This window comes from Streptomyces sp. NPDC026417 (assembly GCF_055567695.1).
In genome coordinates this window covers 471,312-484,716 of record NZ_JBVHPY010000003.1, presented here as the reverse complement: position 1 = coordinate 484,716, position 13,405 = coordinate 471,312, and the positions used below count along the sequence as shown (strand labels likewise).

The window sequence follows — 13,405 nt, the reverse complement described above, 5'->3', positions numbered from 1 at the left end:
GCACCTCGCTTCCTGCTGACGTCGATTCGAGGGAGTGGAACCCCCTGCTCCCCGGCCCCGGATGACCGGCGCGCCTGGTTTCCCCCCCCCCCCCCCCCCCCCCCCCCACCCCCCCCCCCGCCCCCCCCCGCGTCCGGAAATGATGCTCCGCCGCGGCGCGGGCGTTCACCCATGTAGCCGCGTCCACGGAAGCACAGTGGGCCGCACGCTTCGATCCTGGGAGCATGAGCCGAGCAAGCACCAGGAAATCGTCCGGGCCGAACGATGGGCAGCAGGGGGCGAAGAAACCCTCCCGCTTGACGTCCACACGCGTGAGCATGCTGGTACTCGCCGCTCTGGCCATCGTGCTCATCGCGGAGAACACCAAGGAGATCAGGATCCGCCTGCTGATCCCCGTCGTCACCATGCCGCTCTATCTCGCGCTCCTCATCATGTTCGTCCTCGGCGGCCTCTGTGGAGCGCTTCTGGTGCACAGCAGACGCAGGTGACTCGGCCAGCCCACGGGCCCCACGACGGGCGCTGAAGGTCCCCCGCCCATGTGCCCGTCCGACGCCTGGAGCGTGCTCTTCGACCGGCTGACGGAACCGACCACGCGGGCGGCGGCGTCCACCGATGAACAAGATCGTTGGTGGGCGCAGAGGAGCTCGTGATGACCGGCACAGCCACTCGATACCTCTATCTCGTCCGGCACGGAGAGGCATCGCCGGACGAGAGCGGGCTGACTGAGGACGGCCGTCGGCAGGCCACGCTGCTCGGACAGCGCCTTCGGGACATCCCCATCGCAGCTGTTCACCATGGTCCGCTGCCCCGGGCCGAGCAGACCGCACGTCTGATCGGCGACCAGCTGACGAACGTCCCCTTGAGCGTCTCGGAAGTCGCCGGGGACTACGTTCCTCACATGCCGGCCAGGGACGAGCTCCCGGTGGAATCAGCAGACTTCTTCCTCCGCTTTCTCGCTGGTACCACTGCCGAGCAGCGGGAGCACGGCGCTGTTCTGGCCCGCCGGGCGCTGGATGTGTTCACCGGGCCGGCAGATGGTGAACAGGACCGGCACGAACTCGTCGTCACCCACAACTTCCTGGTCGCCTGGCTCGTCCGGGAGGCCATGCACGCGCCGAAGTGGCGCTGGCTCGGCCTCAGTTACGGCAATGCCGCGCTTACGGTCATCCGATACGCGCCCGGACGGCCGCCCTCCGTCCTCGTCTCCAACGACATGCGGCACCTGCCCACCGAACTGCGGTGGACCGGATTTCCCCCCGAGTTGCACATCTGAGTGCGCGGCCGTCGAGCCACATGCAGTCGGTGATCGCTCCAGACCCGACGCCGACCGAAGAGGCGGAACCCGACCGGTGGGCGCCACGGCGGGCCGGGGTCTCTCGTGCGGATGGGATCCACTTCGTCAGGGTGGGCCGAACGGGAAACCCCGGCCGGGACGAGGGGTCCCGGGGTCAGTCGGTCGCCTCGCAGTCGGTGTCGAGGAGCTGGATCGGCCGGGTGGCGTCCAGGTCGACGTATGCCCTGAAGGTGGCGGTGTCCTGGCCGTTCTCACCCCAGTGCGTGGTGACGGTGGCGTAGCCGACCCGGGCGGACTGGGCCGTGCTGACCGGGCCGATGTCGATCGACTGCGGCTCGTTCTGCGCGCACAGCAGCACGTCGAAGCCCTCGCTCGCGGCGACCTTCTCCTGCAGGTGCTCGGAGATTCCGTAGGCGCGAGCGAAGTCGCCGGGGCCCTGCTCGCCGTAGAAGGTCACCAGGAAGGTGTGAATCTCCTGGGCGGTGTAGCGGCCGTTGGGGTCGGTGAACGCGGCGGCGGGGACGGAGGTGGCGGCCGTCTTCGCGGCGGGGGCCGTCGCGGCCGAGGCGGGCGCCGTGGCGGTGAGCGCCAGGCCGAGGACGGCGGTGCATCCGGCGGCCGAGAGAGCGATACGCATGGTCGGGCGCGTGCTGGTGCGGAACATGTGGGAACCCCGTTTTCGTCTGGTGGCGATGTGTCGAACGGTCGGTGCCGTCCTGGCCCGCGAGCCGCGCTCACCGGGCCGGTCACAGGAGGAGACCTGCGACCCCGGGGGTCCGTTGTGCTCGCTCCGGTCGCTGTTCCCGTCCTGCGACAATCGCAGCCCTGCCGTCACATACGGTGGTCGACCGCTGCTCGGGGGTCTTTTCGCCTGCGGGGTCTCGTGGCTGCCTGGCCGATCGCGTCAGCGTCTCGCCGCACGCCTCTGGGGCCGCGGCCGGTTGAGTCTCTCGGGCCGCGACCGCGCTTGCCGGTCAGAAGGAGACGACGCGGGCGATGAAGTAGCCCGCCACCAGAACGGCTCCCGCGATGATGAGGCAGATCCAGATCGTCGGGTGCTCCCACAGCCCGCCGTCGGCCCGTTCCTCATGGGATTCGGCAGTGGAACCCTCGACCGGCGGGGTCTCTCCGGGAGGTACGAGTGGGTCGGTCATGATTCAAGCTTGCGGGATGCACGGGAGCAGCGCACCTGCTCGCAAGTCCGGACACGCGGCCTCCGCGATGCGCCGGCTCGCCTTCCCTGCTCCGCCGAGGGGGCCTCAGCGGAGCGGGCCCGCTGAGGCCGTGGCCGTCAGCTGCGTGTGCGCGGGGCGTCGTACTGCCCGTCGGTGACGGGTTCCGCCCACTGCGTCTCGGGGGTGTCGTCGCCGGTGCCCTCCCGCATGGCGAGGTGTTCCATGAACCGGTCGGGCGCGGCGCCGTGCCAGTGCTCCTCGTGGGGCGGGCAGCCGACGGTTTCGCCGGGGTGGGCCTCCAGGACCGTGCCGTCACGGGTGCCGATCAGGGCGATGCCGGAGACCACGTGCAGGGTCTGGCCCACGGCATGGGCGTGCCAGTTGGTACGCGCGCCCGGCGAGAAGCGTACGAGGTTGGCACGCATCCGGGAGGGTTCCCGACCGGCGACGACAACGATCACCACACGTCTCCGGTGAACCAGTCGGCCGGGGCCTTGCTGGTGGGCCGCTGCTTGATGAACTCCATGAGGGTCCTCTCGGTGCGGGTGGTGCGGTGAAACGGGGCTCTGGCGTACGTCGGCGCAGGTGAGGCGGGTGTCAGTGCCGGGCCCGGGCCGGGCGCCTCGACGGGTTCCAGGGGTGGGCAGCCCCTTGAGCGCGGAGCCGCACGGGCACGCATGTCGCGGCGTCGCCCCACCCCGCGGCGTAGTGCCGGAAGTCGCCGCGCTCGGTGCGCATGGCGTACAGGCGCTCCGCCAGCGTCGGGGCTGGAGTGCTCGGCCTCGGGCCGGATGGCGCCGGGGACGATCAGCCGGGCGGCGTGGATGTTCTCCGGGGCGAGAGGGCGTCGTGGAGCGTGCGGAGGTACGCACTTCCCCGGCGAACGCGAGGGAGGTGCCGGCCCGCTCGGGGTGCGGTCGACCGCGCTGCCGCCGTTGACGAACAGCAGCGTGCCGCGGCCCAGCGAGCGCATGCCGGGCAGGACCGTGTTCACGCAGGTGATCGGTCCCTTGACCGAGAACGCCGGCGGTCGTCGAGGTCGCCGGGGGCGGTGTCCAGGAGCGGCTGCATGAACTCGGCGCGGGGCACGGAGCTGGACTGCAGGACCTCGACCGGTCCCAGCTGGTCGGCGGCCGACTGCAGTGCCGACGTGAGCGAGGTGGGATCGAGGACGTCGGCGGTGAATCCGCGGGCCTGGACGCCGTCGCTGTGCGGCGCGGCCACGAGGGAGTCGAGGTGGTCGGCGCTACGGGCCGGCAGCGCGACGGTGTGTCCGGCGGTGCCGAAGCGTCGGGCGCAGGCCAGGCGCGGACCCGGTCCGGCGCCGACGAGGGCGTAGGTGGTCACGGTGGGTCCTCCGCAGGGGGGCACGGATGAGCGGGCGAAGGGGACAGCCGCGGGGACGGGCCACGTCCCCCCACTGACGGGATGGTGCAGGTCAGAGGCGGAGGAGGGTCTTGATCGCCCGGCGCTCGTCCATCGCCTTGTAACCCTCGGCGACCTGGTCCAGGGGCAGGGTGAGGTCGAAGACCTTGCACGGGTCGATCCGCCCGGAGACGACCAGGTCGATCAGTTCGGGCAGGTACCGCCGCACGGGGGCGGGGCCGCCGCGCAGTCCGACGTGGGAGAAGAACAGTTCCTGCCCGTCGATGGCCACCTCGTGGGGGACGCCGACGAAACCGACGTTGCCGCCGGGCCGCGCGGAGTGCAGTGCCTGCTGCATGGCCTCGCCGGTGCCGACGCACTCCAGCACCGCATCGGCCCCGATTCCGCCGGTGAGCTCCTTGATCCGGGCGACACCGTCGTCGCCGCGCTCGGTGACAATGTCGGTGGCGCCGAACTCCCGGGCGAGCTTCTGCCGCGACGCGTGGCGGCTCAACGGCCGCATGGACGTGCTCGCCACCAACCGGCTCGCCCGCGCCCTCTACAGCGAACAGCGACCTCTACGCTTCCCCGCACAACCAGGCGAACCTCGCCCGGTTCAACTTCCTCGCCCCGGCCTCCCGTCGCTTCTCTCCCGACTGGGACCTTGCCGCCGACGTCTCCGTCGCGAGGCTGCGCACCGAGGCCGGCCGCAACCCCCACGACAAGGACCTGCACGACCTGGTCGGTGAACTGTCCACGCGCAGTGACGAGTTCCGCACTCGATGGGGCGCTCACAATGTCCGCCACCACGGCACTGGCACCAAGCGCTACCACCACCGGGCCGTCGGTGAACTCACCCTCGCCTACGGAGGGTTGGAGATGACTGCGGAACAGGGCCTGACCCTGACCGTCTACACCGCCGAGCCGGGCTCGCCCTCCGAGGAGGGCCTTCGCCTGCTGGCCACCTGGGCCGCCACCCAAGACAGCCGCTTCCCCACACAACAGCCCGCGGGCTGAACGGAGTCGGGGCGCCGGGCCGGATGTGTGCCGCTCGCGTGGGTGTGGTGCCGGTCCCTGGGCGGCCGTCCTGGCAGGATGACGGCATGGAACGTGTGCTTGGAATCGGTGGACACTTCATGCGGGCATCCGACCCGGCGGCCCTCACTACCTGGTACCGCGACTGCCTGGGGCTCGATGCCGACGAGCACGGCGTGTGGCAGCAGCATCCCGGGCCGACGGTGTTCGCGGCGTTCGAGTCCGAGACCGACTACTTCGGGTCGCGCACCCAGCAGACCATGCTGAATTTCCGGGTCCGCGACCTCGACGCGATGCTCGCGCAGCTGCGTGCCAACGGAGCGGATGTGGCCGAGGAGACGCAGGATCTGGAGGGCTTCGGCCGGTTCGGCTGGGTCACCGACCCGGAGGGCAATCGGATCGAGCTGTGGCAGCCGGCAACGGCCTGACGCCGCACCGTGGGCTACCGGTCGGGGGCCTGCGGAACGTACGGGACGGAGTCGGCCATGGCGTCCGTGACCGGCCACGGTCGAGCCCCTCGGGGTCCCGCGCGAAGGCCTGCCGGCGGCCGGCCCGATGCGGTCTGCGCATGGGTGCCAGGAATCCGGCATGGCCTACCGGGAGGCCCTTGCCGGGGATGCGGACCCGAAAGCACCTCGGCCGGCGGGCCGGGACCGTCCACGACCGCTGATCGGAGGGTGGCGAACCCACCCATACTCACTTCATCCCGATAAGCTCCAAAATGTGAACACGTCAGTACGGCTCCGGCGCCGCCACCGTCCCTACGGCGGTCAGCGGCGGGCCGTGCTGCTGTCACCCCTGCTCGTCACCGCCCTCATCGCCGCCCTGGCTTTCGCCACGCCGAGAGAGATCGCCTTCAGCCGCCTCCTCACCGCGGCACCCGCCCTCGCCGCCGCGGTCTGGCCCGTGGTCCCGACGATCATGCTGGGAGCGTTCTGCTTCCTGATCATGATCGGCATCAGCTTCGTCCACTCCGACCTGGGGACGCCGTACACGGCTGCGGCGATCGCGGCGGTGACCCTCGCGGCCGCCTACGCCAGCCACCTCCGCCTCCAGCGCGAGGAGACGCTCTTCCAGGTGCGACTGGTCGCCGACGCGGCCCAGAAGGTGCTCCTGCGCCCGCTGCCGCACCGCATCAAGGACATCGAGATCGAGTCGCTGTACCGAGCCGCCCAGGAGCAGGCCCGGATCGGAGGCGATTTCTACGAGGCAGCCGACACGCCGTACGGAGTCCGGCTGCTCATCGGTGACGTGCGCGGCAAGGGCCTGTCGGCGGTGGGGGCCGCGGCGGCGGTGATCAACTGCTTCCGGGAGAACGCGTACGACCAGCCCGATCTCAAGGGCCTGATCCATCGCCTTCAGGTCACCATGACCCGGCACAGCGCGGCGACCGCCGCCGACGACCAGCAGGAGCACTTCGCCACCGTGCTGATCACCGAGATCCCCTACGGCAGCGGCCACGTCAAGGTCCTCAACTGCGGGCACCCGCCGCCTGTGCTCGTGCAGAGCGGCGAGATCCGCGTCCTGGAACCCGCCCGCCCCTCGACACCCCTCAACCTCGCGGCGCTCCTCGGGAGCCACTACTACGTGGACACCGTGGCCTTCGCCCCCGGCGATCAGATGCTGCTATACACCGACGGCGTAACCGAGACCCGCGATCGCAGCGGCACGTTCTTCCCGCTGCCGGACTGGATGGGCCGGCACCGCTCGGCGCCGCCCCGCGAACTGCTGAACCAGCTGCACAAGGACCTGCTCCGCTACAGCGGCGGGGGGCTCGACGACGACATCGCGGCCCTCGCCGTACGCTGCCGGCCCCCGTCGGCCCTGGAGCACTAGGGGGTGTCGCTCGCGACGATGCCGCAGACCTGGGGCGCGCGTCACCGTCGGGAGCGACCGGGTGAGTACGCGGTCCTCCGCGCCTGAGTATCCGCCCTCATGTGTGGCGGCCGCCCGGTGGCGAGGATCGGATCATGGATCCTCGCGCTTACGCAGCTCTGTACGGGCCTGTGAGAATGCCTCCGCCGCCGCAGCGCCGAGTGGCCACGCTGCTCGCGGGCGTGCTGTGGTCGCTGACGTTCATCTCGATGTCCTGGCTTGCGTTCCTCGTTGCCATGGTGACGCTGTGGGGAGCGGCGGAAGGACTCGCGGTGGGCGGCTTCCTCCTTCGATGTGCCCTGTACATGGGCATCGGTGTCACCGTGTTGGCGACGGTGGCGTGGCTGCCACCGGTACGCAGGCTGACGCTCCTGAGCCGCATGGTGCTGTTGGGCCTGCTCGCATGCCCGGTACCCCTCGTCCTGGGGGTCGCGGCATGGGTCGACACGGGCTGAGGTTCACATCGACCGTCCTCGTGCGAGGAGAGCCGGTTCCCCTCGGCGCGGCCGCGACTGGCAGGATGAACGGATGGAGATCATCCACGTGACGAGGCACACGGTGAGCCGCCAGCGCTTGGAGCAGGCCCTCGGCGACATGGCAGACCGTGTCCAGCACCGTTTCGAGGAGGTCTACCACCACGAGTACCCCCTGCGCGAGATGCTGGCGGAACTCGGTCGGGAGTTGCTCGGCCACGTCGCGGCACGCAGTGTGGACGATCCCGCACTGGAGGACGAGCGGACACGGCTCGCGCTGACCACTGCGGCTGAATGCCTCTTCGGTGTACTGGAGCTGGGCTGCTGCCCGGACGGTGACTGGGAGATCCCCTTCCCCCTGACTCGGACGCGTTTCACCAGTGAGGAGAAGGACTTCGACGAGATGCGGGACGCGGCCGACACGGTCACCGCCCGCAATTGGGTCGAGGCGTTCGACATCTGTGTGGCCGGCGGCCTGGTGCGGGACCGGGAGCGGGTGATCGGCTTGCTGCTGCGGCATGACTACGCCCCGATGCTGCACGAGAAGCTGCCGCACGCGCGACGTGACTCGGTCTCCGATCCGGCCGACCTTGCGCACATGGACGCCTTGTGCGGCTATCTGACCCCGGCCCAGGGCCATCTGCCGCGCGACTGGCCGCAGATGACACTGTGCATGCCGTCCATCGACGAGCGCCTGGACGCGGCGCTGGCCCTGGACGCCGCCGGTGCGAAGAGCCCCGACCAGCGGCTGCTCCGCATCCTGCTCCGGGACGACCAGGCCGCCTTCGAGCAGGCACTGCACCAACGCCTGGTGGACCACCGCGCGGGCGCCGGTGAGGACCCCGCGCCGCAAAGCCTGCTGCCCGTGGGCGCGATCGCGCTGGCCGCGCTCGCCGTGCAGGTCCACGGCTGGGACCTGCGGATCGAGTCCGACTACCTGCCCGCCTCGCTCCTGACCGCCCCGGCGCCAACCGCTTCCTGACCCGGCCCCGCGCTGGGGGGTCCGGCACAGCCTCCTCTCCTGCTGCCGCGGCGGACACCGGCGTCACGTCGACCTGCCCCGCCCCGGGTCCGGCACCGCCGGATCGAGGGGCGCCGGAAGTCCGCGGCTCCCGCCGACCGGCTGAACTTCCACCCCCGTATCAGCGTGGCGCACACCGCCGCCTGGCCTGCCCCCGCACAACGAAGGGAGGCCCGTCGGCCCCGGCAGCGCCATCGACGTCGCGGAGGACCTCCTGATGCCACGCCCCGACCCCGCTCCGGCCCTCCCGGTCCTGCAGCGGCCCGCGGCTGCCGCCACCCCCGCGGCCGGGGACCTCGGTCTGGAGGCGCGCCTGGCCGCTGTGGACGCCGCCATGACCGTACGGCTGGAGGAGGCTGCCGTCGCCCATGAGGTGCGCATCGCCCACATCCCGACCGAGCCGGTCGACCTGGCCGCCGTCGTCACGGTCCCGCTGACCCCGACGCTCCCGCCGCCCGCGGTCCCGTACCAGACGCCCGTCGCCGCGCTCCTGCAGCGCGCCCATCGGCGCATGCAGACGGACGGATGGTGCGCCGGCAGCCTGATCGACGACGAGGGTGCGGTCTGCCTGCTGGGAGCGCTGCGCATGGAGGCGGGCGGTGATCGGGGGCTGGAAGCGGACGCCGCCCGCGTCGTCCTCGATGCGATCCGGAGGCGGTTCGGCGACACCGTCGACTCGGTGCCGTCCTTCAACGATGCCTGGAACAGTGGCGCAACCCCGATGAACATGCTCGACCGGGCCGCCGGCCTCGCCGACGCCCGCGGACTGTGACGCCCCGCCCCGTCCGGCCTCGGCCGGGAACCGACCCCGGGAACAGATATGCGTATCGCGTGCCGGGCGACATGGGCCTCGCCCTCGGAGACAGGGCCGCCCAGGTGACTGCCGGAGCCTGTGGCGGGCAGCGGACCGCCTGCGTGCCGGGTCCCTCCTATCGTGGAGGATCAGCACATCCACGTCGGTATCGAGGCGGACAGCACATGAGGAAACCGCAGATCGACTACGCGGCGGTGTTCCACGCCCTGCCGGGCATGGTGGCTCTGCTCACCCCCGACCTGGTGTACGCCGACGCGAACGAGGACTTCCTCAGACTGGCCGGACGCACGCGCGAACAGCTGCTGGGCCGCTACATCTTCGACGTCTTCCCCGAGAACCCGAACGATCCCGCCTCGGCGGGTATGCGGGAGACCCGGGAGTCGATGCTGCGCGCGGTGACCACCGGCGAACGCGACACGATGGCAGTGCTGCGTTACGACATCGAAGATCCGCAGCGGCCCGGCCACTGGGCGGAGCACTTCTGGAGTCCGGTCAACGCCCCCGTCCTGGACTCGGACGGGCGCGTGGTGCTGATCGTGCACCGGGTGGAGGAGGTCACCGAGCTCATCCGCGCTCGCCGCGGCACAGGCACCGACAGCAGCCGGGCCCGGGTGCTGGAGGCCGAACTGTTCACCCGCTCCCGTGAGTTGCTGGAGGTCAACGATCGCCTGCGCCGGGCCCAGGCGCGCGACCGCGAGGTCGCCCTGGCCCTGCAGGGGGCGATGCTGCCCGCGCCGACGCCGGTCGGTCACCACCGGGCAGCCGTTCGCTACCGGCCCGCTGTCGGCACCCTCAATGTGTGCGGTGACTGGTACGACCTGATCGACCTGCCGGGTGACCGCATCGCGGTCGCCGTGGGCGACGTCGTCGGCCACGGCCTCGAGGCGGCCTGCGTCATGGGGCAGCTGCGCAGCGCGTTGAGCGCGGCGGCCCGCGTCGCCGACGGCCCCGCCCAGGCGCTGGAAGCCCTCGGCCTCTACGCCCGCCATGTCGACGGGGCCGAGTCGAGCACGGTGGTGAAGGCCTACATCGACTGGCCGACCCATACGCTCACGTACAGCAGCGCGGGCCATCCGCCGCCCGCCCTGTTCCACCCGGACGGCACCGTGACCTTCCTCGACCAGGCGACCGATCCGCCCCTCGGCGCGCGTCCCGAACACGTGCCGCGGCCGGAGGCCACCACAGCCTTCGTCGAAGGCGCCACTCTGGTCCTCTATTCCGACGGCCTGATCGAGCGCCGCGACGAGGACATCGACGTGGGCCTGAACCGCCTGGCGGACTCCCTCGTCCGGCACGGACACACCGGTCCCGAGGCTTTGGCCGACGCCCTCCTTGCCGACCTGCTCCCCTCCGGCGACAGTACCGACGACACGGCGCTGGTCATCATCCGCTTGTGACCCCTTCGGCGTCCGACGGGCGGGTCGGCACGACGGTCGTCGGCCCGTATCCGCCACCGTTCACTCGAATGAGTGACGGATAGTTCGACGCGCAACCATCCCCGACCTCCGCGAGTCCTTCACACGCAACACCATTTGTTCACCCGTGAAGGAGCATCTCTTGCGTAAGGGTTCTGTGCTGACCGTGGCCGTCACCACCGGCGCGCTGGCCGTCCTCGCCTCCATACCTGCCCACGCCGCCGAATACACCTCCGCGCTGAAGCTCCGCGGGGTCCAGTACGACGCGCCGGGCCGGGACTCCAACAGCTGCTCCTCGGGCAACACCGACGAGGAATACCTGACGATCAAGAACTACTCGTCCTCGGCGACCATCAACCTCAAGGGCTACGTCGTCAAGGACGCCACCGGCAACCGCTTCACGTTCACCGCCAACCACTACCTGCAGCCCGGCGACTACGTGAAGCTGCGCGGCGGCAACGGCACCGACTCGGACGCGAACAACGTGGTCTACCGCGACAACTGCAACTTCATGTGGAACAACGACAAGGACACCGTCTACCTGTACAAGCCCTCCGGCAGCCGCGCGGACGTCCACTCGTACACGAAGAGCGGAAACGACCCCGACGGCAACGGGTACATCGGCTACCACGGCTGATCCCGCACCGCGACCGAACTCGGCCGCCGCACCCCTCGGTTGTGCGGTGTGGCGGCCGCGTTCGGTCGCATCCACCCGGCCGAAGAGTTCCGCGCTTCGCCCTTCGCTGCAGGCCCGGACGGTCCGGCGCCGAGGCACCTGCGTATCGTTCGCACGGTGTACGCCACCCCGTGCTCGCCGAGCACTGGTCACACATTGCAGGCGAGAAGACAGACAGTGACCGCGGTCTTTCCGCACGACCGTTCCGGAGCACCGCGATGAACCCACGTACTCGCCTGGCCCTCGTGCCGGCACTGGCCGCGGTGCTGCTTGCCTGCGGGTCCGGTCCGGAGCCCCACTCCTCCCCCGTCGACCGGAAGCCCTTCTGGCAGGCCGAGTTCGCCGGAGCAGCGGCCACCCGCCCGTCGGACAGGTTCTGGAACACCGAGACCGGAAACCGGGAGGCCGAGGGTTGGGGCAACAATGAACTGCAGTACTACACGGACGATGCGGCCAATTCGTCCCTCGACGGCAAGGGCCACCTTGCGGTCTCGGCGCGACCGGCCCCCGCCGGATCCGAACTTCCCTGCTACACGACCGAGTTCTGTTCCTGGACCTCGGCGCGCCTGACCACCGAGGGTAAGGTCGCACTCACCCACGGACGCGCGGAGATCCGCGCGAGGCTTCCCACCGGGACGGGACTGCTGCCGGCGATCTGGATGCTGGGCAACAACGGCGTCGAGTGGCCCGGACAGGGTGAGATCGACATCTGCGAGGTGGTCGGCGGGGAACCGCGAACGGTGTACGGCACCGCACACGGGCCGACCTACTTCAACGAGGACGGGATCGGCGGCTCCACCTCCCTCCCTGCCGACGCCTCCCGGGCGTTCCACACCTACGCCGTCGACAAGCAGCCTCGTCGCATCACCTGGTCCGTCGACGGAAAGCCGTACTTCACTCTGACTCCGTCGGAGCTGCCGGCCTCACGCGACTGGGTTTTCGAACAGGACATGCACCTGCTGCTCAACGTCGCCGTCGGAGGCGACTGGCCCGGTCCTCCCGACACCTCCACACCGTCACCCGCGACGATGACGGTCGACTACGTCCGCTTCTACGGCAAGGGCAGTGCGTGACGCCTCACCGGTGACGTCGTCCGCCCGCTTCCAGCGACGGGTCGCTGACCGCCTCCTGTCCATGTCAGTAGGGCAGACCCTCCGCCGCCGCGTTCAGGGCCGCGCGGAGGCACTCCGTGATCTCGCCGCCGGAGGCACGGGGGTCGTCCGCGTAGAGGCGGGCGAAGTCCTCCGCCGCCGCGCGCAACGCTCCGTTGAGGGTGGCGGCGTGCACTCTCACCCTCAGGTCGCCGGCGTGGCTTCCGGACCGCTGGGCCAGGAGTCGGGCGAGCACCGGCAGGGCGTCGTCATGGGCCTGGAGCCAGACCGCCCGCAGTGCCGGGTCGGTGCCGGTCATGCGGATCAGGTCGAGGATGGCGGGGGCGGCCGGAGGAAGCTCGCCGCTGCGGTAGGTCTCGGTGAAGAAGTCCAACAGGCTTGTGCCCGGCGGCCAGTGGCGCAGGCGCTCCACGGCGAACTCCAGCCCGGCCGCGAGCAGGGGCAGGACGCAGCTCTCCTTGGTGGCGAAGTGGCGCCACAGCGTGCGCGAGGAAATACCCACGGCGTGAGCGATCTGTTCTCCCGTGGTGGCGGTGACGCCCTGCGTGGTGAACAGGCGGACGGCCTCACGGGCGACCTCGAAGCGCAACGCGGCCTTGCGCCGCTCGGCAAGTGACGGTCTGGCGTCCGGTGTTCCGGGCTGCTCTCGTCCCGCGGATGGCGCCTCGCGCACTCTCGCTCCACCGTCCCTCTCGCTAGGTCTCGCAGCATAGCGAAGCGGGTCCCTCCTGGCGCATGCAGACGTCTTGTCACTGAGTGACAGGCGACCTTACTCTGCAGTAGGTGACTGGCGAGTAAGTACAGAACTCGCCCGTGACGCTACTTGGCATGCCCACGCCATTTCTGCGCTTGGCCATGCCTGCAGTCCCGGCCGTCCCCGCCCTTTCCCCGCCCGCACCGCGCACCACGCCGCCGATCGGACGGCATCCCCCTCGTCAAGGAGCCGCAGATGCCCCTCGCCAGCAGACGCGCCCTGCTCACCGGTGCCGCCGGACTCGCGACAGCGAGCGTCCTGCCACCGCGGGCCGCCTCGGCCGCAGCGACCCGCGTGGGACTGGTGCCTGGACGAACCTGCGGGAGGACTTCGGGAGCGAGCAGGGCGGGCCCGCGGTGTTCGGCAGCAAGGCATGGGACGACCCGGCCGCCGCGA

Annotated in this window: 13 protein-coding genes and 4 pseudogenes; 11 read left to right on the top strand and 6 right to left on the bottom strand. The window is 70.6% G+C overall.

All coding sequences use genetic code 11. The features are described from left to right. Positions 1-296 precede the first annotated feature (296 nt). Positions 297-488: a LapA family protein gene (locus ACZ4NT_RS07475; protein WP_220784196.1), complete on the top strand. Its 192-nt coding sequence runs from the start codon at positions 297-299 to the stop codon at positions 486-488. 161 nt (positions 489-649) lie between these two features. After that, entirely contained in the window at positions 650-1,273 is a 624-nt protein-coding gene (locus ACZ4NT_RS07470) for a histidine phosphatase family protein (RefSeq protein ID WP_467724103.1), read from the top strand. A 175-nt stretch (positions 1,274-1,448) separates the two neighbouring features. Here ACZ4NT_RS07470 and ACZ4NT_RS07465 read toward each other — a convergent pair whose 3' ends face one another. The 5 genes and pseudogenes from ACZ4NT_RS07465 to ACZ4NT_RS07445 all read right to left on the bottom strand — a co-directional run. Continuing rightward, on the bottom strand, positions 1,449-1,958 hold the full coding sequence (locus ACZ4NT_RS07465; protein ID WP_467724101.1) for a hypothetical protein: 510 nt from the start codon (positions 1,956-1,958) through the stop codon (positions 1,449-1,451). A gap of 310 nt (positions 1,959-2,268) precedes the next feature. Continuing rightward, complete coding sequence (locus tag ACZ4NT_RS07460) at positions 2,269-2,448, bottom strand: DUF6480 family protein (protein WP_121407872.1); 180 nt, start codon at positions 2,446-2,448, stop codon at positions 2,269-2,271. A gap of 137 nt (positions 2,449-2,585) precedes the next feature. Further along, positions 2,586-2,995, bottom strand: a pseudogene (locus ACZ4NT_RS07455) ((R)-mandelonitrile lyase). Positions 2,996-3,171: 176 nt separating this feature from the next. Further along, a pseudogene (locus ACZ4NT_RS07450) lies at positions 3,172-3,816 on the bottom strand (SDR family NAD(P)-dependent oxidoreductase); the annotation flags it as partial. 91 nt (positions 3,817-3,907) lie between these two features. Next, positions 3,908-4,348: pseudogene (locus tag ACZ4NT_RS07445) on the bottom strand (zinc-binding dehydrogenase); the annotation flags it as partial. On the opposite strand from ACZ4NT_RS07445, the pseudogene ACZ4NT_RS07440 reads away from it, so the two are divergent. The 9 genes and pseudogenes from ACZ4NT_RS07440 to ACZ4NT_RS07400 all read left to right on the top strand — a co-directional run. Then, positions 4,347-4,851: pseudogene (locus ACZ4NT_RS07440) on the top strand (MmyB family transcriptional regulator); the annotation flags it as partial. The pseudogenes ACZ4NT_RS07445 and ACZ4NT_RS07440 sit on opposite strands and share 2 nt — an antisense overlap. Before the next feature lie 86 nt (positions 4,852-4,937). Continuing rightward, positions 4,938-5,297, top strand: a complete 360-nt coding sequence (locus ACZ4NT_RS07435) for a VOC family protein (protein ID WP_121407873.1) — start codon at positions 4,938-4,940, stop codon at positions 5,295-5,297. 295 nt (positions 5,298-5,592) lie between these two features. Then, entirely contained in the window at positions 5,593-6,705 is a 1,113-nt protein-coding gene (locus ACZ4NT_RS07430) for a PP2C family protein-serine/threonine phosphatase (RefSeq protein WP_121407874.1), read from the top strand. A gap of 134 nt (positions 6,706-6,839) precedes the next feature. Continuing rightward, complete coding sequence (locus tag ACZ4NT_RS07425; RefSeq protein ID WP_467724098.1) at positions 6,840-7,199, top strand: hypothetical protein; 360 nt, start codon at positions 6,840-6,842, stop codon at positions 7,197-7,199. Positions 7,200-7,272: 73 nt separating this feature from the next. Then, positions 7,273-8,199: an immunity 49 family protein gene (locus ACZ4NT_RS07420; RefSeq protein ID WP_467724096.1), complete on the top strand. Its 927-nt coding sequence runs from the start codon at positions 7,273-7,275 to the stop codon at positions 8,197-8,199. Between the two features lie 256 nt (positions 8,200-8,455). Continuing rightward, positions 8,456-9,010 (top strand): DUF6197 family protein, encoded by a 555-nt coding sequence (locus tag ACZ4NT_RS07415; protein ID WP_121407877.1) that lies wholly within the window; start codon positions 8,456-8,458, stop codon positions 9,008-9,010. A 206-nt stretch (positions 9,011-9,216) separates the two neighbouring features. Further along, entirely contained in the window at positions 9,217-10,449 is a 1,233-nt protein-coding gene (locus ACZ4NT_RS07410) for a PP2C family protein-serine/threonine phosphatase (protein WP_467724094.1), read from the top strand. Positions 10,450-10,609: 160 nt separating this feature from the next. Next, complete coding sequence (locus ACZ4NT_RS07405) at positions 10,610-11,104, top strand: lamin tail domain-containing protein (protein WP_467724093.1); 495 nt, start codon at positions 10,610-10,612, stop codon at positions 11,102-11,104. A 257-nt stretch (positions 11,105-11,361) separates the two neighbouring features. Continuing rightward, entirely contained in the window at positions 11,362-12,216 is an 855-nt protein-coding gene (locus ACZ4NT_RS07400; RefSeq protein ID WP_467724091.1) for a glycoside hydrolase family 16 protein, read from the top strand. Positions 12,217-12,280: 64 nt separating this feature from the next. Here the strand turns inward: ACZ4NT_RS07400 and ACZ4NT_RS07395 are convergent, their stop codons facing one another. Next, the gene (locus tag ACZ4NT_RS07395) at positions 12,281-12,928 is read right to left on the bottom strand and encodes a TetR/AcrR family transcriptional regulator (protein WP_467724089.1); all 648 of its coding nucleotides are present in this window, start codon (positions 12,926-12,928) and stop codon (positions 12,281-12,283) included. Between the last annotated feature and the right edge of the window lie 477 nt (positions 12,929-13,405).

Coding starts and splice junctions, on each gene's coding strand:
- ACZ4NT_RS07400 (WP_467724091.1), top strand. CDS start 11,362: ATGAACCCACGTACTCGCCTGGCCCTCGTGCCGGCACTGGCCGCGGTG.
- ACZ4NT_RS07425 (WP_467724098.1), top strand. CDS start 6,840: ATGGATCCTCGCGCTTACGCAGCTCTGTACGGGCCTGTGAGAATGCCT.
- ACZ4NT_RS07465 (WP_467724101.1), bottom strand. CDS start 1,958: ATGTTCCGCACCAGCACGCGCCCGACCATGCGTATCGCTCTCTCGGCC.
- ACZ4NT_RS07435 (WP_121407873.1), top strand. CDS start 4,938: ATGGAACGTGTGCTTGGAATCGGTGGACACTTCATGCGGGCATCCGAC.
- ACZ4NT_RS07470 (WP_467724103.1), top strand. CDS start 650: ATGACCGGCACAGCCACTCGATACCTCTATCTCGTCCGGCACGGAGAG.
- ACZ4NT_RS07415 (WP_121407877.1), top strand. CDS start 8,456: ATGCCACGCCCCGACCCCGCTCCGGCCCTCCCGGTCCTGCAGCGGCCC.
- ACZ4NT_RS07410 (WP_467724094.1), top strand. CDS start 9,217: ATGAGGAAACCGCAGATCGACTACGCGGCGGTGTTCCACGCCCTGCCG.
- ACZ4NT_RS07420 (WP_467724096.1), top strand. CDS start 7,273: ATGGAGATCATCCACGTGACGAGGCACACGGTGAGCCGCCAGCGCTTG.
- ACZ4NT_RS07460 (WP_121407872.1), bottom strand. CDS start 2,448: ATGACCGACCCACTCGTACCTCCCGGAGAGACCCCGCCGGTCGAGGGT.